This window comes from Microbacterium sp. HM-570 (genome assembly GCF_054165885.1).
Genome location: NZ_CM135111.1, coordinates 1,219,565 through 1,238,392, shown reverse-complemented (window position 1 = coordinate 1,238,392; position 18,828 = coordinate 1,219,565). Strand labels below are relative to the sequence as shown.

Below are 18,828 nucleotides of genomic sequence, written 5' to 3'. Positions count from 1 at the left end.
CGGGTGCGCTCGACGCCAACCGGCACACTCGCGGTGAGGTGGTCAGGGCGCGGGCGTGCGGTGGGGCGGGGGGTGGGGGATTTGGGGGTGGGGGAGCGGATGGCTTAGGGTGGGAGTAACCACAGACCGCTGGTCATTGGTGTGCGCGAAAGCGCATGACAATCGAAGCTCTGCACATGCAGGGGCCCGCGCAGGTGACACGAACGACATAGCCCGTGAGGGTCGTCCAGCTCCGTGCGCTTGCGCCGGAGCTTTTTTCATGTGCGGAACCGGTTTCTGTGGCCGGTGTCCCGCCATCGTGGGACGCCTCGTACACACAAGGAGTGGCCATGGCGCAGAAGGACGCATCGGTTGCCGAACTCACGAAGAACTTCGAGGGCTCGACTGCCGTACTGCTGACCGAATACCGCGGGCTCACGGTTGCTGAGCTCAAGGAGCTTCGCAACAACATCCGTGAGCACGCCAGCTACGCCGTGGTGAAGAACACGCTGACCAAGATTGCGGCCAACAAGGCCGGAATCTCTTCGCTGGATGACGAGCTTCAGGGCCCGTCCGCCATCGCGTTCGTGCACGGCGACCCCGTCGCCGTCGCAAAGGGTCTGCGCGACTTCGCCAAGGCACACCCTCTTCTGGTCGTCAAGGGCGGTTACTTCGACGGTAACCCCCTGACCGCTGAAGAGGTCGGCAAGCTCGCCAACCTCGAGAGCCGTGAAGTCCTGCTGGCGAAGCTCGCCGGCGCGATGAAGGCCTCGCTGTTCGGAGCCGCCTATCTGTTCAACGCACCGCTGTCGAAGGCCGTTCGCACGGTCGACGCGCTGCGTGAGAAGCAGGAATCCGCAGCCTGATCCTCGGATCAAGCGCGGCAAGCACGTAAAACCAACACAAGGAGAAACATCATGGCAAAGCTCACCACTGAGGAGCTGCTCGAGGCGTTCAAGGAGCTCACCCTCATCGAGCTCAGCGACTTCGTCAAGAAGTTCGAGGAGACCTTCGAGGTCACCGCCGCCGCCCCCGTCGCCATCGCTGGCCCCGCCGCCGGTGGCGCCGGTGCTGCTGCCGAAGAGGTCGAGGAGAAGGATTCCTTCGACGTCGTCCTCGAGGCCGCTGGCGAGAAGAAGATCCAGGTCATCAAGGTCGTTCGCGAGCTGACCAGCCTGGGTCTCGGCGAGGCGAAGGCTGTCGTCGACGGTGCCCCCAAGGCCGTGCTCGAGGGCGCGACCAAGGAAGCCGCCGAGAAGGCCAAGGCTTCGCTCGAAGAGGCCGGCGCGACCGTCACCCTCAAGTAATTCGGAACGATCGACGGGCGTTCAGCGCCCCGAGGTCGACTCCACGCAGAAGGCCCCGTCCGCATCCGGGGCCTTCTGCATTCCCGTGACGTCAGGCGCTTGACGGAGCTGCCGTCGACGCGCGCATCACCATGCGGGCTGGTGCCGTTGTTCGCCCGGGGGGCTGGGCGCCGTCCATCATCGACATGAGCATCGCGACCGCGTCTTCGCCCTGGCGGCACGGGTCCTGCTCGACCGTGGTGAGGGCGAACATCTCCGCGTAGTCGTGACCATCGACCCCGATTGCGCTCAGTTGCGACGGGACGGCGATACCCAGACGCTGCGCGGCGATGATCGTACCGATCGCGATCTCGTCGCACGCGCCCACGACCGCCGTCGGGCGCGCGTCGGTGTCAGCGAGCACGGGCGTCGCCGCTGAATAGCCCTCGGTGATGGTGAGGGCGGCGGGGTGCACCGTCGGAGGAAGGCCCGCGGTATGCATGGCCTGGAGGTAGCCCTCTTCTCGGTCATCGACATCACGGGCAGGTGGGTCGCCCTCCGGCGTCGCGCCGATAAAGGCGATTCTCGTGTGGCCGAGGGCGAGCAGGTGCTGCGTGATCATGCGGCCGATGGTGACATTGTCGATGCCGAGAGTGACGATCCCCGGCAACTCGTTGCCGATGCAGACGGTCGGTTTGGCAAAGCCGACCAAGTTCTCGAGATCGGAATCGTCGGGCTCGAGCGCAACGGCGATCACCCCATCGAATCTCTTGCGGGCCAGGAAGTGCCGGTACAGGCGATCCCGGTCGCGCGAGTCGGGCTCGGCGATGTACAACGTGAGGTCGTAGCCCAGCTGCATGAGCGAGCGCTCGATGCCCTCGATTATCTCGCCGAAGTACCAGCGCCCGACGCGGGGCACGACGAGGGCGATCGTGTGGGTCCGGCCCGTGACCAGACTGGCGGCGCTGCTCGACGCGACATACCCCAATTCCCGCGCTGCCTGCTGAACCCGCTCGCGGGTCTCGGGTGCGACATAACCATGGCCGGTGAGCGCCCGGCTCGCCGTGGCCTTCGATACGCCAGCCCGACTCGCCACATCGGCGATTCCGCTCATCGCATCTCCTCTGATGTAGCCCGCGGAGGCGCGGATAGCCCTGGTGAAGGAATCGGTTCCATATGGCATGCAGAAGCAAGCGCAGAGATTGAGACCCTCCCGCCGACCATATCACGCGGCAAATTGCTCAGTTCTTGAGGGTTATCGAGTCGTGACTTTGTGTCGATTGTGGGCGGGTCGGGAGTCATCTACGGTGGTGATGGAATCGGTTCCAAGGTCCTCGCGGACCGGACGATTCTTCGGCGCGACTACACGCGCACTCGATGAGGAGGACCAGATGAAGACAATGCGACGGGGCAGGATCCTCGTCCTGGGATCCATGCTCGCGATCGGCGGCCTCACGCTCGCCGGCTGCACGGGCGGACCCGGGGAATCGAACGGTGGTGGTGGCGGCGGCGACGACGACAACGTCGTCACGATCTACGGCACCATCAGCAACACCGAGGCCGACCTGCTCAACGAATCGTGGGCGGACTGGGAAGAAGAGAACGGCATCGACATCGAGTACGAAGCCTCTCAGGAATTCGAGGCCCAGATCGCGGTGCGCGCGCAGGGTGGCAACCCGCCCGATCTCGCCATCTTCCCGCAGCCAGGGCTCCTGGCAGACATGGCGGATCGTGGATATCTCATGCCCGCACCCGAGAGCGTTCAGGAGAACGTCGCGGAGTACTGGTCCGAGGACTGGGCCGCGTACGGCACCGTGGACGGCACCCTTTACGGAGCGCCCCTCATGGCCAGCGTGAAGGGCTGGGTCTGGTACTCGCCCTCGACCTTCGCCGAGAACGGCTGGGAGGTCCCGACCACGTGGCAGGGACTCCTGGACCTGACGGCTGAGATCCAGTCGACGACGGGCGCCCCGCCCTGGTGCGTCGGCTTCGGTTCGGACGCGGCGACCGGATGGCCGGGCACCGACTGGATCGAGGATGTCGTGCTCCGTCAGTCGGGCACCGAGGTCTACGACCAGTGGGTCACGAACGAGATCCCCTTCACCGACCCGCAGATCGTGTCGGCGTTCGACGAGGTCGGCAAGATCATCCTCAACCCGGAGTACGTCAACGCGGGCTACGGCGACGTTCAGTCGATCGGCACGACGCCCTTCGGTGACCCGGCTACGGCGCTCGTCGCGGGTGACTGCGTGCTGCACCACCAGGCTTCGTTCTACGACGGGTTCATTGTGGACGCCGGCGGGACGGTTGCCGAAGACGGCGACATCTGGGCGTTCCTGACTCCTCCCTTCGAGGAGGGTGCCGAGGGTTCGGTCGTGACCGGTGGTGGCGAGATCGTCGGCGCCTTCAGCGACCGCGAGGCCGTGCAGAAGGTTCAGGCGTACCTGTCCAGCCCCGAATGGGCCAACAGCCGCGTCGCACTCGGTGGCGTTATCTCGGCGAACAACGGGCTCGACCCGGAGAACGCGTCGAGCGAGATCCTGGTCGCTGCTATCGAGCTGCTGCAGGACCCCGAGACCACGTTCCGTTTCGACGCGTCTGACCTCATGCCGGGAGCCGTCGGCGTGGGAACGTTCTTCGCGGGAATGCGTGACTGGGTCGGCGGAACGCCGACGCAGACCGTGCTCGAACAAATCGAAGCCGGCTGGCCGTCCAGCTGACCGGAAGGAATCCGGGGCCGCCCCTATTCAGGGGCGGCCCCACCTCCGTACTCTGAGGGCAGGCTGAGCGTCCGCGCCCCGCCCCGAGTTCAACGAAGCACTCGAAAGGATTCCCGTGACCGCATTCCTGGAATGGTTGAGCACCCTCTCGCCATGGCTTGAGATCCCCATCATCATCGGCGCGTTTCTGGCCGTGATCGGGGTTCTGCTCTTCTTCATCGAAATAGCCCCGCGTAAGGGCCGCAAGTACACGATCATTCGCCTCGCTGCATGCGTCCTCATACCGCTCGTGGTGCTGTGGTTCCTGCAGTCCTACACATGGGCGATCATCGCCGCCGGCGTCGTCGGGCTGCTCTTCTTCTGGTTGGATCTACGGGCCAAGTCGGGAGCCGGCTACCTCTTCCAGCTCGTCGGGTTCCTCAGCCCGGCGCTCATCCTGCTCATCGTCGGACTCGTGATCCCCTCGATCCAGACGATCATCCAGGCGTTCATGAACTCGCGCGGCACGGCTTTCGTCGGTCTCGACAACTTCGCGTGGATCTTCTCGACCGACAACGGCATCCGCACCGTCCTCAACACGATCGTCTGGGTGCTGGTAGCCCCGATCGTCTCCACGGTCGCGGGGCTCGCCTACGCGTACTTCATCGACAAGACACGCGGTGAGAAGTACTACAAGATCCTCGTCTTCCTGCCGATGGCCATCTCGTTCGTGGGCGCGTCGATCATCTGGCGCTTCATGTACACCGCACGCCCCGACGATCAGAACCAGATCGGATTCCTCAACCAGATCATCGTCTGGTTCGGAGGGCAGCCGATCAACTTCCTCGCGGCCGAGCCATGGAACACCCTGTTCCTCATCGTCGTGCTGATCTGGGTTCAGACCGGTTTCGCGATGGTCGTGCTCTCCGCCGCCATCAAGGGTGTTCCGGCCGAGCAGCTCGAGGCCGCTCAGTTGGATGGAACCAACGGGTGGCAGAGCTTCATCAACGTCATCGTGCCCGCCATCCGACCCTCGCTGATCGTCGTCCTGACGACGATCTCGATCGCCTCGCTGAAGGTCTTCGACATCGTCCGCACGATGACGGCCGGGGCAAACGGCACGTCCGTCATCGCGAACGAGATGTACACGCAGTTCCGGAGCTTCGAGGCCGGCCGGTCGGCCGCGTTCGCCGTGGTTCTGTTCGTCCTGGTGATGCCGATCATCATCTATAACGCAAGACAGCTTTCCAAGCAGAGGGAGGTGCGCTGATGAGTGCGGTTATGCCGGTCGAGCTCCCGCTCGACGAAGATGCGAAGAAGGAACTGCGGCGGGGCGAGAAGAAGGCAGAGAAGCAGGCGCTCAGTCGCACGAAGAAGCGCCTGACCTCACGCTGGGCGACCGCGGCCGCGCTCGTCATCGCGATCCTCTGGACGATCCCGACCTTCGGGCTGTTCATCACGTCGTTCCGACCGCGGGAGCTCATCCAGACCACCGGTTGGTGGACGATCTTCGAGAACTGGGGCTTCACGCTCGACAACTACGGCACTGCTCTGCAGTCGGGCAACAGCCAGCTGAACATGGCGGGCGCGTTCGTGAACTCGTTCGCCATCACGCTCCCCGCCACCGTCATCCCGATCGTGATCGCCTCGCTCGCCGCGTACGCGTTCGCGTGGATGAACTTCAAGGGCAAGAACATCCTGTTCTTGTTCGTCTTCGCGCTGCAGATCGTGCCGATCCAGATGGCGCTGATTCCGATGCTCCAGCTGTTCTCGCAGGGGTCGATCTTCGGAGTTCCGGTGATCCAGGCGATCGGAGCATCGGGGTATTCGCAGGTCTGGATCGCGCACACGATCTTCGCCCTGCCGCTGGCGATCTACCTGCTGCACAACTTCACCGCGGAGATCCCGGGCGACGTCATTGAGGCGGCTCGCGTCGACGGCGCCGGTCATGGGCAGATCTACTTCCGGATCGTGCTGCCGCTGACGGTGCCCGCGCTGGCGTCGATCGGCATCTTCCAGTTCCTGTGGGTGTGGAACGACCTGCTGGTGTCGTTGATCTTCGCGGACGGCAATGTCGCGCCGATCACGAAGCTGCTGGCCGAGCTCACCGGTAACCGCGGTCAGGACTGGTACCTGCTCACGGCGGGTGCGTTCATCGCGATCATCGTGCCGCTGATCGTGTTCCTCGCGCTGCAGAGGTTCTTCGTGCGCGGCCTGTTGGCGGGGTCGACGAAGGGCTGACGTGCGGACGGGACGGGCGGCGCAACGGGGGGCCGCTCGTCCCGTCGTTTTACCGGGGCACCCCTCGATGCCGCCGATATGGTGAGTGCCATGGATGCCCCGGATGCGCCGACCACCGCTTCTGCCGTCGATAGCGCAGGGTCGACGACCGCAGGACTGACATCAGCGGGCCTGAGCGCCCCAGATGTCGCGGAGCGCGTCGCCTCCGGACGCACGAACGCGTTCGACGCCGACACGAGTCGGACGTGGTGGAGCATCATCCGCGCGAACGTGTTCACACTGTTCAACGCGATCGTCTTTGCCTGTTTCGCCGCACTGCTCGCGCTCGGGCGGTGGCAAGATGCGCTCTTCGGGCTCGCGGCGATCTTCAACGCTCTGATCGGTTGTTACCAAGAGATCCGTGCGAAGGTCGCGCTCGACCGTCTCGCGCTGCTGAACGCACCGCGCGCGCGGGTGCGACGGGACGGCGTGGAGGCCGAGATTGCCCCGGCCGATGTCGTGCAGGACGACATCCTGGTGCTGCGTGCGGGTGATCAGGTTCCCGCCGATGCCGAGGTGCTGAGCGAGCAGGGACTGCAGGTCGACGAATCGATGCTGACCGGTGAGTCGGACCCGATCGACAAGCACCCGGGTGGACAGCTTCTGAGCGCCTCGATCGTGGTCTCGGGGCGCGCCGATGCCCGCGCGACGCAGGTGGGCGCGGACTCGTACGCGAACAGGTTCGCGGGGGAGGCCAAGCGGTTCTCGCTCGTTCAGTCCGAGCTGCGGCGCGGCGTCAACAGGGTGCTCGCGTGGATTGCGTGGGGTATCGGGCCGATCGCGCTGCTCGTCACCAATGCCCAGGTGCAGGTTCAGGGCGGGTGGGAAGAGGCGTTCGCCGATGGCTCGTGGCGCCAGGCGGCGGTGGATTCGATCGCCGTCATCACCGCGATGATCCCGCTCGGGCTCGTGCTGCTGACAAGCATCGCGTTCGCGGTCGGGGCCGCACGGCTCACGGCGGAGAAGGTGCTCGTACAAGAACTCCCCGCGGTCGAGGGCCTCGCCCGCGTCGACATCATCTGCCTGGATAAGACCGGCACGCTGACCTACGGCGACATCGCCTTCGAGGCGGTGTACCCGTTCGATGATTGCGCGACGGGCTGGCGAGACGCGCTCGGCTGGTTCGGGCGGGCACCCGACGCGAACGCGACCGCCCGTAGCCTCGCCGCAGGTTTTCCCGAGGGTGCCGCCTTGGTCGCGGAGCACGAGATCCCGTTCTCGTCCCAGCGCAAGTGGAGTGCGGTTTCGTTCGCGGGAACGCATGCTCGAGGCACATGGGTGCTGGGTGCCCCAAGCCTGGTGTTCCCCGACGCAGCGACACGTGCGGTGCCGTGGAGCGGACCAAGCGCGGAGAACGACGAGGCATCCCTCGCCGATGCGACGAACGAACTCGCCTCGACCGGGTGCCGGACGATCCTGCTCGCCTACTGCCCCGTGCCGCTCGACGATGCGCAGGTGAAGACGGAGTGCTTACCGGCGCACCTCGAACCGATCGCTGCCCTCACCCTGCAGGAACACGTGCGCGAGGACGCGGCGCAGACCCTGCAGTACTTCGCCGAGCAGGCCGTGGACGTGAAGATCATCTCCGGCGACAGCCCGCAGACGGTCGCCGCGATCGCGCGCGACCTGGGGTTGGACGTGCCCCACGGGTTCGACGCCCGTGAGTTGCCGGAGGACAACGACGCGCTCGCGGATGTGCTGAGCGAGCACACGGTGTTCGGCCGGGTCTCTCCCGAGCAGAAGAAGGGCATCGTCGTGGCCCTGCAGTCCCGGGGTCATGTCGTGGCGATGACCGGCGACGGCGTGAACGATGCGCTCGCGATCAAACAGGCCGATATCGGCATCGCGATGAACTCGGGGTCCGCGGCGACGAAGGCCGTCGCGCGGCTCGTGCTGCTCGACGGGAAGTTCTCGCACCTGCCGACCGTGGTCGCCGAGGGGCGGCGCGTGATCGCGAACATGGAACGCGTCTCGATGGTGTTCCTGACGAAGACCGCCTATGCCACCACGATCGCCATTCTCTTCGGCATCATGATCATGGAGATCCCGTTCCTGCCCCGGCAGCTCTCGATCACCGACGGGCTCACCATCGGCATTCCGGCCTTCTTCCTGGCGTTGCTGCCGAACACGCAGCGCTACATTCCCGGCTTCCTCAGGCGTTCGCTGAGCTTCGCCATCCCCGCGGGGCTCGTCGTCGGCCTCGCGCTCACCGTGTTCTCACGCATCGCCGGACATCTGTGGAGTGTCCCCATCGAAGAGCTGCGTACGGGGTCGACCATCATCGTCGCCGTGCTGGGTATCTGGGTGCTGGCGCTGATCTCCCTGCCGCTCAGCTGGATCAAGGCCGCCATCCTCGTCGCGATGGTCGGCGGACTCGCCATCATCCTCAACGTGCCGATCGCGATCGAGTTCTTCCAGCTCGTCTGGCCGCGCGAGGATGCCGTGATGCTGATCGCCGGGCTCTGTGCCGTCGGCATCGTGCTGATCGGCATCATCCGTGCCGTGCAGCAGACCTACATCCGCCGACAGCTCACGAGCATCCCAGCCGCAGCGCCGCAGAGGCCATAGCGTCGAGCTCGAACTGCTGCACCTCTTTCATCGACTGCGCGACCTGAAGCACCCGCTGCTCGGATCCGAGGCGCAGGACCGCGTCGACCATGTCGATGGCACCCTCGTGATGCCGCGTCATGAGCGTCAGAAACTGACAGTCGGCGTCGACGCCCGTAGCGGCCTCGAACGCGTCGAGTTCTTCCTCGGTCGCCATGCCCATGTCGCGCCGCAGTTCCGCTTCGGTCGCCGGCGCGGCGGATGAACCGTGGTCCATGTTGCCCGGGCTCCCGGCCATCCAGGCCATCAGCGTCCCGCCGCGCTGCGGCAGTCCCCACGAGACGAGCCACGAGTACATCTCGCCCGCCTGGGCGGACTGCGCCGTGGCGATGTCGTACGCGAGGGCACGAAGGTCGTCGTCTTCCGTTTCGCGGTACAGCGTCATCGCTATGTCGACGGCCTGAGCGTGGTGCACCTGCATGTCGCGGGCGAATCCGGCCTCTGCCGAGTCGGTCGTCGGAGCGGATGACTCGGCCGCTACGCCGAAGGTCGAGAAGCGTCCGATGGCGAACGCGAGCGCGGCAACCGCGATGGCCGCCAGGGTGAAGAGCAGCCAGCGCGGGGGACCCGTCCGCTCCTCCGTCATCCGCTACTGCTTCCCGGGGCCGTCGATCGCGCCCGAGCAGGTTGCGTTCGACTCGGGGGCGTTCTGGCTGCGCCAGAACTCCTCGAAGAACTCGGGGATGCGCTCGTCGTCGGCCGAGTCGAGCTTCAGCTGGGTGTTCCAGGCGCTGAGGACGATCGGGCTGTCGAGGCCCTCGTGGGGCGAGAGGATGACGTAGCTCGAAGGCAGGAAGCTCTTGAGCGTGTCGAGCTCGTCGCCCTGAACCCGGGCCGCGTCATACGTGACCCAGATGGCGCCGTGCTCGAGGGAGTGCACCGCGTTCTCGTTCTGCTGGGGCTCGGTGTAGGTGCCGCAGTTCAACCAGACCTGGTTGTGCGGCCCTCCGGCCGGCGGGGACTGGGCATAGTCGACGACTCCCTCGACGTGGGTGGTCTCGTTCGTGAACGTTTCGACACCCTCGATCTCGGCCCCGCTGCCCCCCGCGTCATACGTCGGCGGCGGCTCGGGGGCGAAGACGAGGGATGCAACGACCACACCCGCGATCGTCAGGGTGGCAACCCCACCCACGATCCACCACATGAGTCCGCGGCGGCGGCGCTTGGCGACCTGCCGCTGGTATTCGGCGAGCTTCTCCTGCCGTCGCTGCTCGCGCTGCTGTTTGATCGTGAGGTCGGCCTGGGCCTTGTTCGCGGGGTTTCCGCTCGTGCTCTTGGGTGACATGCGGGGGCTCTCGGCTCGGGGTGTGTCGGGAGTCGCGCTCGCGCGCGGGTGTGCTGCAAGTGTATTCGCCCGCATCCGTGAGCGGGCTGGGCATCCGCGCTGCGGTTGTAGGATGGGGGTACCGAATCGATTCGATGCCGCGACGTCGTTCTTCGGTTTCCGCGACCGCTCCGTCTCTTCCGAGGTTTCTTCGTGCCCGATCACTCCGCCACCGGCGCCATCCGCACCCTCGGGCCGAACCCCGCGACAGCGCCGATCATGCTGCATCCCGGCGATCGCATTTCGACCGGTCGGCGCGTCGTCTACGTCATCCTATTGGGAGCGTTGACGGCCCTGGGCCCGTTCACGATCGACCTCTATCTCCCCGCCTTTCCGGTGCTCGAGGGCGACTTCGACACGACCGCCGCCGCGATTCAACTCACCCTGACCGGCACGATGATCGGCTTCGGAATCGGTCAACTCCTCGTGGGTCCGCTCAGCGACAAGGTAGGTCGACGGCTGCCCCTGATCGGTGTCACGGCGCTGCACGTGCTTGCGAGCGCGGCCGCCGCGATCGCCCCGACGCTCATGCTGCTCGGCGCCTCGCGTGTCGTGATGGGTGCCGGAGCCGCCGCGGGTGGGGTCGTCGCGATGGCGATCGTCCGCGATCTGTTCGGCGGACGTCGTCTGGTGGTCATGCTCTCGCGCCTCGCGCTTGTGAGCGGTGCGGCGCCCGTCATTGCGCCTCTGATCGGTTCAGCGCTCCTGCTGGTGATGTCGTGGCGCGGTCTCTTCGTCGTCCTCGCGATCTACGGCGCGGTCATGCTCGTCGCAGCGATCGCGCTGGTGCCCGAGACGCTCCCGCGCGCACGGCGGAGCGAACTCGGCTCGACGACGGTGGGGCAGCGCTACCGGAGCGTTCTCGCCGACCGCGTGTTCCTCGGCGTGCTGATCATCGGTGGCATGACCTTCAGCGGACTTTTCTCGTACCTTTCCGCGTCGTCCTTCCTCTTTCAGCAGTCTTTCGGCTTCGACGCGCAGCAGTACGGGCTCCTCTTCGCCGCCAACTCTCTGGGACTCGTGGCCGGGGTGCAGATCGCCTCGCGCCTCGCCGCCCGCTACGGGCCGCAGTGGGTGCTTGCCTGGTCTACGTCGGCGCTCGTCGTCGCCGGTGTCGCGATCATCGTCGCCGATCAGATCGGTTTGGGCCTCTGGGGCATCCTCGTTCCCCTCTTCGTCTTCATGACGGCGTGCGGCTTCACCTTCCCGTGCGTTCAGGTGCTTGCACTCGACCGGCATGGCAAGGCGGCCGGAACCGCAGCATCCATCCTCGGCGCGGTGAACTTCGGAGTGGCGGGATTCGTGTCGCCGCTCGTTGGCTGGATCTCTGGAGGCACGGGAATCACCGCGACGACGATGGCCGTCGTGATGGTCGGATGCTCGGTGATCGGCGTGCTCGGTCTGTGGCTGGTTGTGCGCCCGCGCTCGGTGCAAGCGCTCACTCCCTGACAGAATCGACGGATGCCGCCAACCGCCCCGTCGCCAAGCACACCGTCGCGACGCACCACGACAGCCCTGCTCATCACGGGTGTCGTGCTGCTCGCCCTGGCGGCTGGACTCGGCGCGTGGATCGCGGTCGGGCGAGGCAACGCCCCGTTCACGGTCGACGCCATGTGGGCGAATTGGCTGGCCGAGGGGCGCACCCCGTTTTTGCTCTGGGTCTCTTTTGCGATGAACTGGCTGGGCGGTGGGTGGTTCGGCATCCTGGTCGTCCCGCTCGTCGTTGCTGGCTTGTTCGCGCTCCGGAGGCGATGGTGGGCGGCCGCATACTTCCTTGCGGCGTCGGCGGCGTCGGCGCTCGTCGTGCAGGTCCTGAAACGCCTCTTCGGGCGTGCGCGTCCCGAAGAGATCATCGTGTTCTCGGACTTCGGATCGTTCCCTTCGGGGCATGTCGCGAACGCGGCGACGATTGCGGTGGCGCTTGCGGTGATCTTCCCGCGTCTGTGGGTCATCCTCGCGGGAGTTGCGTGGGTCTTCTTGATGGCTTTCACACGCACATACCTGGGCGCCCACTGGCTGAGCGACACGCTGGGTGGGGCACTGGCTGGCGCGGGAGCCGCGCTCGTGCTTGCCGTGGTGTTCGGCCGCCTGATTCCTCTCGTTCCCTATCGCCATAGGTATTCCGCCCCTCGCGGCGTACGATGAAGGAATGGCGAAGAAGCCCCCCGCATCAGATATCGACGAATCCCGCGTGCATGTCACCCGGCCCAAAAAGGTCGCGGTCGGCATTCCCGCCGTGCTGCACGCCCTCCAGATCTCGGTCGACCAAATGGGTGTCGCGCGCACAGCGCAGACTCTGCTGAAGGTCAACCAGAAGGACGGTTTCGACTGCCCCGGATGCGCGTGGCCGGAAGAGGATAAGCGGCACATCGCGGAGTTCTGCGAGAACGGCGCGAAGGCCGTCGCCGAAGAAGCGACGATCCGCCGCATCGGGCCGGAATTCTTCGCCCAGCACTCGATCGCCGAGTTGTATGGCCACGACGACTGGTGGCTCGGGCAGCAGGGGCGGTTGACGCATCCGATGATCCTCGACGAGGGGGCCACGCACTACCGGCCGATTTCGTGGGATGACGCACTACGGACGATCGCCGAGGATCTCGCAGGGCTCGACGACCCCGACCAGGCCGTCTTCTACACTTCGGGTCGAACCTCGAACGAGGCGGCATTCCTCTACCAGTTGCTCGTCCGCGGGCTCGGAACGAACAACCTCCCCGACTGCTCCAACATGTGCCACGAGTCCAGCGGGTCGGCGCTGACCCAGACCCTCGGCATCGGCAAGGGCACGGTCTCGATCACCGACATGCACGAGGCGGACCTGCTGATCGTGGCGGGGCAGAACCCGGGCACGAACCATCCGCGCATGTTGAGCGCGCTCGAAAAGGCGAAAGAGCGCGGCGCGAAGATCATCGCCGTGAACCCGCTGCCCGAGGCCGGTCTCATGCGCTTCGAGAATCCCCAGACGCCCAAGGGCATGGTTCTCGGGGGCACCAAGCTCGCCGACCAGTTCGTGCAGATTCGGCTGGGCGGCGATCAGGCGCTGTTCCAGGCGATCGCGAAGCACCTACTCGAGGCGGACGACGCGTCCGATGAGGCCGCGGGCGTGATCGACCGCGCCTTCATTGCGGCGCACACGAGCGGGTTCGCCGAGTTCGACGCTTTCATCCGGCAGGTGCCGTGGAGCGAACTCGTTGTCGCGACGGGTGTGTCGGAGGAGGAGCTTCGCGAGGTCGGCGAGAGCGTGCGCCAGTCTAATGCCACGATCGTCTGCTGGGCGATGGGCCTGACCCAGCACAAGCACTCGGTCGCGACGCTGCGGGATGTCGTCAACGTGCTGCTGCTGCAGGGCAACATCGGGCGCCCCGGAGCGGGTGTCTGCCCGGTGCGCGGACACTCGAACGTGCAGGGCGACCGCACGATGGGCATCTACGAGAAGCCGTCGACGGCGTTCCTCGATGCACTCGATGCCGAGTTCGGATTCAGCGCACCGCGCGAGCACGGCTACGACACGGTCGAGGCGATCCGGGCCATGCGCGACGGCAAGGTGCGCGTGTTCATGGGTATGGGCGGCAACTTCGTCAGCGCAACACCCGACACGGCCGTTACCGAGGCGGGGCTGCGCCGCACCGACCTGACGGTGCAGGTCTCTACCAAGCTCAACCGTTCGCATCTCGTGACGGGGCGCCGGGCGATCATTCTTCCGACGCTCGGACGCACCGACCGCGACATCCGCGGCGGCGTCGAGCAGCGCGTCACGGTCGAGGACTCGATGGGCGCCGTGCACGGCTCGCGCGGACGACTCGTTCCGCCGGCCGACGACTTGCTGAGCGAGGTCGCGATCCTGACACGCCTGTCGGGGCTGCTGTTCCCGCCGGATCCGTCCGCGCGTCCGTTCGGTCGGCCCGCTGTTCACAACGGGGATCACGACCGGGGTTACCCGGAGCGCTCCCCGCAGGAGGAGCGCGAACCGAAATCCGATCCGCCCGAGGCCGGAAGGCCCGCGAACTACCCCCGCGCGGACTGGGAGGCGCTGGAGCGCGACTACTCGCAGATCCGCCTGCACATCGAGCACGTCATCCCCGGCTTCGAAGAGTACGACCGTCGCATCGCCAAGGGCCGCACGTTCTATCTGCCGAACGGCCCGCGCGACGAGCTGTCGTTTGCGACCGAGACCGGCAAGGCAATGTTCACGGTCAACGACCTCGAGTACCCGGTCATCCCCGAGGGGCGGCTGCTGCTGCAGACCCTCCGCTCGCACGACCAGTACAACACCACGATCTACGGCAAGGACGACCGGTATCGCGGCATCCACGGCGGACGCCGCGTCGTGATGGTCAACGCGGAAGACATCGCGCAGCTCGGCTTCGCCGAGGACGAGATCGTCGACCTGGTGTCGGAGTGGCGTCGCGCGGACGGAACCATCGAAGAGCGCCGGGCGGAAGAGTTCCGGATTGTCGCGTACAGCACCCCGCGTGCCAATGCCGCGGCGTACTATCCAGAGACGAACGTTCTGGTGCCCCTGGATTCGACGGCGGATGTCTCGGGCACACCGACATCCAAATCCGTCATCATCCGCCTTGAGCATAGGGACGTTGCGTGAGCGAACTCGCTGCCCCCACAGGGCGCGAAGAAGCATTGCAGGCGCAGCCGCGCCCCGACGGTGAGGCGCCCCGCGCGCTCGTCATCGGTTCGACGGGATACATCGGTGCGCGTCTCGTCCCGCGGCTGATCTCGGCGGGCTACCGCGTGCGGGTGCTCGCCCGACAGGCCTCGCGCGTCGCCGCGTACGAGTGGGGCGCGGACGTCGAGGTCGTGGTCGGGGACGCGGCCGATCCCGCGGCAGTCGTCGAAGCGGTTCGGGACGTCGACGTGCTCTACTACCTGGTGCACTCGATGGCCGCGGGCAAGGACTTCGCCGATGTCGACCTGGCTGCCGCTCGCGCTGTTGCCGAGGCATCCGCCGACGCTGGCGTTCGACGCATCGTTTATCTCGGCGGTCTCCACCCGGATGGTGTGGAGCTTTCGCGCCACCTTCGCTCGCGTGTCGAGGTTGGTGAGGCTCTGCTCGACAGCGGCGTGCCGACACTCGTGCTTCAGGCGGGGGTCGTCATCGGCTCGGGCTCGGCGTCGTTCGAGATGGTGCGTCACCTGACCGAGGTGCTGCCGTACATGCCGGCCCCGAAATGGGTGCGGAACCACATCCAGCCCATCGCCGTGCGGGATGTCCTGCACTATCTACTGGGCGCCGCTCGGGTCGACCCCGAGGTGTCACGCCCCGTCGACATCGGCGGACCCGACGTGCTGCGGTACGGGCAGATGATGAACGGGTACGCCGTCGAAGCCGGCCTACCGCAGCGTCCCATCGCCCCGCTGCCCGTGCTCACGCCCCGTCTGGCCTCGCACTGGGTCGGAGTCGTCACGCCCATCCCCGCGGCTCTGGCGCGGCCCCTCGTGGAGTCGCTGCAGAACGACTGCGTCATGGCCAACCGCGATGTCGACGACCTGATTCCGCAGCCCGAAGGTGGGCTCACCCCGTATCGCCGGTCGGTTGCGCTGGCACTCGGTCGCGTCCGCGAGGGCGTCATCGAGACGAGCTGGCAGGACGCGGCCGTGCACAATGCGCCGAGTGACCCGCTACCCGCCGACCCGGACTGGTCGGGCCGTACCGTATTCACCGACGCCCGGGTCGTGAAGACGTCGGCTTCGGCAGAGTCGCTCTGGCGGGTCATCGAGGGAATCGGTGGCAGCCGCGGATGGTACTCGTGGCCGCTCGCGTGGGCCGTGCGCGGTTGGATGGACCGCTTCGTGGGGGGAGTGGGGCTTCGCCGCGGACGCCGCAACCCCGACCGCCTCGCCGTCGGTGATGCTCTGGATTTCTGGCGCGTAGAGGACCTCGAGCGCGGCGGTGCGGACGAGCCATCCGTTCTGCGCCTGCGTGCCGAGATGAAGGTGCCGGGCCTTGCGTGGCTGGAGATGAAGGCCGTGCCGGAGGCATCCGGTTCACGCTACGAGCAGCGCGCCGTGTTCTTCCCCCGCGGGCTTTCGGGCCGGTTGTATTGGTTCGCGGTGCTGCCGTTTCACGGGTTCATCTTCGCGGGGATGGCTGCGCGGATCGTCGCGGCCGCCGAGCAGTCGACGCGCGGCACCGCGGCCAACGAGCGGGCCGCCCAGCGGGGGCGAATAGGCTGAAAGCGTGACCGTTACTTCGCACCGTGCCGTCGTGATCACGGTCTCGGATCGTTCGGCTGCGGGACTGCGCGAAGATCGCAGTGGTCCCTTGGCGGTCGCCGGGCTGCGCGACGGAGGCTTCGACTGCGGCGACCCCGTGGTCGTGCCGGATGGCGCTGACAGCGTCGAGGCCGCGTTGCGGGCGGCGTTCGCCGAGGGCGCTCGGCTGATCGTCACCACCGGCGGCACGGGTGTCAGCCCCCGCGATGTGACACCGGAGGGAACCGCTCGCGTCCTCACCCGCGAGATTCCGGGGATTGCGGAGGAACTTCGTCGGATCGGCGCGTCCGAGAAGCCGGGTGGCATGCTCTCGCGCGGGCTCGCGGGTGTGGTGGATGCGCCCGGCGGCGGGGCGCTCGTGGTGAACCTGCCCGGCTCGACCGCGGCTGTGGGCTCAGGGATCCCGATCATCCTGTCGGTCGCTCGCCATGTCATCGACCAGCTCGCAGGAGGGGACCACACATGACGGACACGACTCGGCATGCCGTTCGCCTCGCCCGGATCAGCACCGAGGCCCTCGATCTCGACGTGCATCTGCGAGCGGTCGACGACGCGTCGGCCGGCGCGGTCACGACATTCGTCGGTCGCGTTCGCGATCACGATCCGGATGCCTCGGGTGCCGTCGTCGCGCTGGAGTACACGGCGCATCCCGACGCCGAGACGACCCTGCATCGGATCGCGTCCGAGGCGATCGGTTCGTCCGAGGCAATCGTCGCCGTGAGTCACCGCATCGGGAGGCTCGGTGTGGGCGATGCCGCCGTGGTGATCGCCGTCGCGTCACCTCACCGCGCGGAGGCCTACGAGGTCAGTCGCACGGTGATCGAGACCATCAAGTCCGAGCTGCCGGTCTGGAAGCGTCAGGTCGAGACCGACGGCACCACGGCGTGGAAGGGCCTCGGCGGCTGAGCGGCTGATCGGGCGGGGGCTGGTAACTCGCCCAGCTCAGTGCCCCAAGCTCAGTGCCCCGCGGGCAGGGTCCAGCGGGTCACTTCGACAGGCTCAGTGACCGTGTGGCTCAGTGACCGGGGTGTCTCAGAACGGTGGTGGATCCGTATTCGGCGTGAAGAGGACCAGCGCGGGTGGGGGTTTGTCGATGTAGATGTGACCACCGGGTGAGGTCCATTCCAGGATTCCGCCGCCGAGTTGTCGGACGGTCCACGCGGTTTCGCCCTTCAACGTGTGGTGTCGTTTGCAGAGACACGCGAGGTTGCAGACGTCGGTGTCGCCGCCCAACGCATAGTCGAGACTGTGGTCTCGGTCGCACCGGTGGGCGGGTTGTCGGCATCCGGGGAATCGGCAGTGTTGATCGCGGGTGCGGAGGAACCGTTTCATGTCGGCGGACGGCGTATACCGGTCGACGGCGAGCACACACCCGGTGATGGGGTCGGCGAGGACCCGGTCCCACCCGGTCGCGTGTCCCGCGAGTTGCCGGGCCGTGGCGGGGTCGATCGGGCACCGTCCGACCAGTTCGGCGGGCTCGTCCGTGACGCCGGCCAACGCGAGGGCGGGGATGGTGACGTTCACGATCGCTTGGATCGACCCGAGTCCACCGAACCCGTCCGACATTCCCGCGCCGGTCTGGGCGTCGGGTGTGGTGGTGAGGAGCATGTCCGCGACGAGGTCGGCACGGATCTGATCGATCGTGCGGGCATCAGACGGGTCGGCGTTCTTGATCGCCTTGGCCTGCTGCGTGATGCGGTCGTGCATCCCGTGGGCGAGTACCGCGGGTTGGATGGTGCTGAACTCTGCCATCCCATCCCCGATGTCCCGCACACCGACACCCCGCGAAGCACGGGCTTCCTGGTGGCGTTCCGTCAGCGTTCGGGGCTGCAGCGTCTCTGCCAGTCGGGCGAGCGCGGACCCGAGCCGTCCGGGTGTCGTCCCCTCAGCCCGCTCCACAGCTTCGTGCTCGAACACGGCACGCGCGTCCGCGTCGGTGAGCGGCATCCCGTGCTCCATGATCACCGCGACATGCCGCGCGCTGACCCGGCCCTCATCCCACGCGTCAAACGTTGCGGGGAACGCTTCGGCTAACACGGCGGCGTCGTTCATCCGGCCCTGCACGGTGCGATCGGACATGCACGCCGCGACCGCCAACTCCGCCGCGAGCGAACGCACGGGCAGTTCCGCCTCACGCGAGGACGTCGACCCCAACTCGGCGACGCGACGCATCCCGAGATCGGCCGCATCCGCCAGCACCCGCGCCTGCGCAGCTTGCGCACGAGCGACCGCCCGCGACGCGTCCGCGAACCGGATCGCGAGGTCACGCGCTTCGGTATCGACGTCGCAGATGTCAGCGACGCGACTGTTATTCGAATGCATGTTCTAAACTCTACGGATCACCACCGACACCCGAACCCCGAAAAGCCCCCACATCACGCCAGAATCCGAACCGAAAAGATGAGAGTTCTCACATCTCCAGATTCTG

Annotated in this window: 16 protein-coding genes; 12 read left to right on the top strand and 4 right to left on the bottom strand. The window is 66.7% G+C overall.

Annotated elements, in window-relative coordinates:
• Nucleotides 1-329: 329 nt before the first annotated feature.
• The gene (gene rplJ / locus ACT9TC_RS05815) at nucleotides 330-845 is read left to right on the top strand and encodes a 50S ribosomal protein L10 (RefSeq protein WP_458042456.1); all 516 of its coding nucleotides are present in this window, start codon (nucleotides 330-332) and stop codon (nucleotides 843-845) included.
• Between the two features lie 51 nt (nucleotides 846-896).
• On the top strand, nucleotides 897-1,286 hold the full coding sequence (gene rplL, locus ACT9TC_RS05810) for a 50S ribosomal protein L7/L12 (RefSeq protein WP_458042455.1): 390 nt from the start codon (nucleotides 897-899) through the stop codon (nucleotides 1,284-1,286).
• A 91-nt stretch (nucleotides 1,287-1,377) separates the two neighbouring features.
• Here rplL and ACT9TC_RS05805 read toward each other — a convergent pair whose 3' ends face one another.
• Nucleotides 1,378-2,379 carry a LacI family DNA-binding transcriptional regulator gene (locus ACT9TC_RS05805; RefSeq protein WP_458042454.1) on the bottom strand — a complete coding sequence of 334 codons (1,002 nt, stop codon included), beginning with the start codon at nucleotides 2,377-2,379 and terminating at the stop codon, nucleotides 1,378-1,380.
• 277 nt (nucleotides 2,380-2,656) lie between these two features.
• Here ACT9TC_RS05805 and ACT9TC_RS05800 point away from each other — a divergent pair, with 277 nt between their 5' ends.
• The 4 genes from ACT9TC_RS05800 to ACT9TC_RS05785 all read left to right on the top strand — a co-directional run bounded on the left by ACT9TC_RS05800 (nucleotide 2,657) and on the right by ACT9TC_RS05785 (nucleotide 8,812).
• Nucleotides 2,657-3,985: an ABC transporter substrate-binding protein gene (locus ACT9TC_RS05800; RefSeq protein WP_458042453.1), complete on the top strand. Its 1,329-nt coding sequence runs from the start codon at nucleotides 2,657-2,659 to the stop codon at nucleotides 3,983-3,985.
• Nucleotides 3,986-4,100: 115 nt separating this feature from the next.
• A complete protein-coding gene (locus tag ACT9TC_RS05795) occupies nucleotides 4,101-5,234 on the top strand; it encodes a carbohydrate ABC transporter permease (protein WP_458042452.1) in 1,134 nt (377 codons plus the stop codon).
• Nucleotides 5,234-6,205 (top strand): carbohydrate ABC transporter permease, encoded by a 972-nt coding sequence (locus tag ACT9TC_RS05790; protein WP_458042451.1) that lies wholly within the window; start codon nucleotides 5,234-5,236, stop codon nucleotides 6,203-6,205. The genes ACT9TC_RS05795 and ACT9TC_RS05790 overlap by 1 nt, the downstream gene beginning before the upstream one ends.
• A 90-nt stretch (nucleotides 6,206-6,295) precedes the next feature.
• Nucleotides 6,296-8,812: an HAD-IC family P-type ATPase gene (locus tag ACT9TC_RS05785; RefSeq protein ID WP_458042450.1), complete on the top strand. Its 2,517-nt coding sequence runs from the start codon at nucleotides 6,296-6,298 to the stop codon at nucleotides 8,810-8,812.
• Here ACT9TC_RS05785 and ACT9TC_RS05780 read toward each other — a convergent pair.
• On the bottom strand, nucleotides 8,775-9,437 hold the full coding sequence (locus ACT9TC_RS05780) for a DUF305 domain-containing protein (protein ID WP_458042449.1): 663 nt from the start codon (nucleotides 9,435-9,437) through the stop codon (nucleotides 8,775-8,777). The genes ACT9TC_RS05785 and ACT9TC_RS05780 overlap by 38 nt on opposite strands.
• 3 nt (nucleotides 9,438-9,440) lie before the next feature.
• Nucleotides 9,441-10,136, bottom strand: a complete 696-nt coding sequence (locus tag ACT9TC_RS05775; protein WP_458042448.1) for a DUF3105 domain-containing protein — start codon at nucleotides 10,134-10,136, stop codon at nucleotides 9,441-9,443.
• 258 nt (nucleotides 10,137-10,394) lie between these two features.
• On the opposite strand from ACT9TC_RS05775, the gene ACT9TC_RS05770 reads away from it, so the two are divergent.
• The 6 genes from ACT9TC_RS05770 to ACT9TC_RS05745 are packed head-to-tail and all read left to right on the top strand — an operon-like array spanning nucleotide 10,395 to nucleotide 17,306.
• Nucleotides 10,395-11,624: a multidrug effflux MFS transporter gene (locus tag ACT9TC_RS05770; protein ID WP_458042874.1), complete on the top strand. Its 1,230-nt coding sequence runs from the start codon at nucleotides 10,395-10,397 to the stop codon at nucleotides 11,622-11,624.
• Nucleotides 11,625-11,636: 12 nt separating this feature from the next.
• Nucleotides 11,637-12,320 carry a phosphatase PAP2 family protein gene (locus ACT9TC_RS05765; RefSeq protein WP_458042447.1) on the top strand — a complete coding sequence of 228 codons (684 nt, stop codon included), beginning with the start codon at nucleotides 11,637-11,639 and terminating at the stop codon, nucleotides 12,318-12,320.
• 4 nt (nucleotides 12,321-12,324) lie between these two features.
• Nucleotides 12,325-14,772 (top strand): FdhF/YdeP family oxidoreductase, encoded by a 2,448-nt coding sequence (locus ACT9TC_RS05760; protein WP_458042446.1) that lies wholly within the window; start codon nucleotides 12,325-12,327, stop codon nucleotides 14,770-14,772.
• Nucleotides 14,769-16,361 carry an SDR family oxidoreductase gene (locus tag ACT9TC_RS05755; protein WP_458042445.1) on the top strand — a complete coding sequence of 531 codons (1,593 nt, stop codon included), beginning with the start codon at nucleotides 14,769-14,771 and terminating at the stop codon, nucleotides 16,359-16,361. The genes ACT9TC_RS05760 and ACT9TC_RS05755 overlap by 4 nt, the downstream gene beginning before the upstream one ends.
• Before the next feature lie 4 nt (nucleotides 16,362-16,365).
• The gene (locus tag ACT9TC_RS05750; protein ID WP_458042444.1) at nucleotides 16,366-16,866 is read left to right on the top strand and encodes a MogA/MoaB family molybdenum cofactor biosynthesis protein; all 501 of its coding nucleotides are present in this window, start codon (nucleotides 16,366-16,368) and stop codon (nucleotides 16,864-16,866) included.
• A complete protein-coding gene (locus tag ACT9TC_RS05745) occupies nucleotides 16,863-17,306 on the top strand; it encodes a molybdenum cofactor biosynthesis protein MoaE (protein ID WP_458042443.1) in 444 nt (147 codons plus the stop codon). Before ACT9TC_RS05750 ends, ACT9TC_RS05745 begins: the two co-directional genes overlap by 4 nt.
• Before the next feature lie 126 nt (nucleotides 17,307-17,432).
• On the opposite strand, the gene ACT9TC_RS05740 is transcribed toward ACT9TC_RS05745, so the two are convergent.
• The gene (locus ACT9TC_RS05740) at nucleotides 17,433-18,722 is read right to left on the bottom strand and encodes a DUF222 domain-containing protein (RefSeq protein WP_458042442.1); all 1,290 of its coding nucleotides are present in this window, start codon (nucleotides 18,720-18,722) and stop codon (nucleotides 17,433-17,435) included.
• Nucleotides 18,723-18,828: the final 106 nt, after the last annotated feature.

Bases quoted from the DNA above. Each gene is read 5' to 3' on its own strand.
- rplJ (WP_458042456.1), top strand. From the start codon at position 330: ATGGCGCAGAAGGACGCATCGGTTGCCGAACTCACGAAGAACTTCGAG.
- ACT9TC_RS05780 (WP_458042449.1), bottom strand. From the start codon at position 9,437: ATGACGGAGGAGCGGACGGGTCCCCCGCGCTGGCTGCTCTTCACCCTG.
- ACT9TC_RS05770 (WP_458042874.1), top strand. From the start codon at position 10,395: ATGCTGCATCCCGGCGATCGCATTTCGACCGGTCGGCGCGTCGTCTAC.
- ACT9TC_RS05765 (WP_458042447.1), top strand. From the start codon at position 11,637: ATGCCGCCAACCGCCCCGTCGCCAAGCACACCGTCGCGACGCACCACG.
- ACT9TC_RS05805 (WP_458042454.1), bottom strand. From the start codon at position 2,379: ATGAGCGGAATCGCCGATGTGGCGAGTCGGGCTGGCGTATCGAAGGCC.
- ACT9TC_RS05775 (WP_458042448.1), bottom strand. From the start codon at position 10,136: ATGTCACCCAAGAGCACGAGCGGAAACCCCGCGAACAAGGCCCAGGCC.
- ACT9TC_RS05800 (WP_458042453.1), top strand. From the start codon at position 2,657: ATGAAGACAATGCGACGGGGCAGGATCCTCGTCCTGGGATCCATGCTC.
- ACT9TC_RS05745 (WP_458042443.1), top strand. From the start codon at position 16,863: ATGACGGACACGACTCGGCATGCCGTTCGCCTCGCCCGGATCAGCACC.
- ACT9TC_RS05785 (WP_458042450.1), top strand. From the start codon at position 6,296: ATGGATGCCCCGGATGCGCCGACCACCGCTTCTGCCGTCGATAGCGCA.
- ACT9TC_RS05740 (WP_458042442.1), bottom strand. From the start codon at position 18,722: ATGCATTCGAATAACAGTCGCGTCGCTGACATCTGCGACGTCGATACC.
- ACT9TC_RS05790 (WP_458042451.1), top strand. From the start codon at position 5,234: ATGAGTGCGGTTATGCCGGTCGAGCTCCCGCTCGACGAAGATGCGAAG.
- rplL (WP_458042455.1), top strand. From the start codon at position 897: ATGGCAAAGCTCACCACTGAGGAGCTGCTCGAGGCGTTCAAGGAGCTC.
- ACT9TC_RS05760 (WP_458042446.1), top strand. From the start codon at position 12,325: ATGGCGAAGAAGCCCCCCGCATCAGATATCGACGAATCCCGCGTGCAT.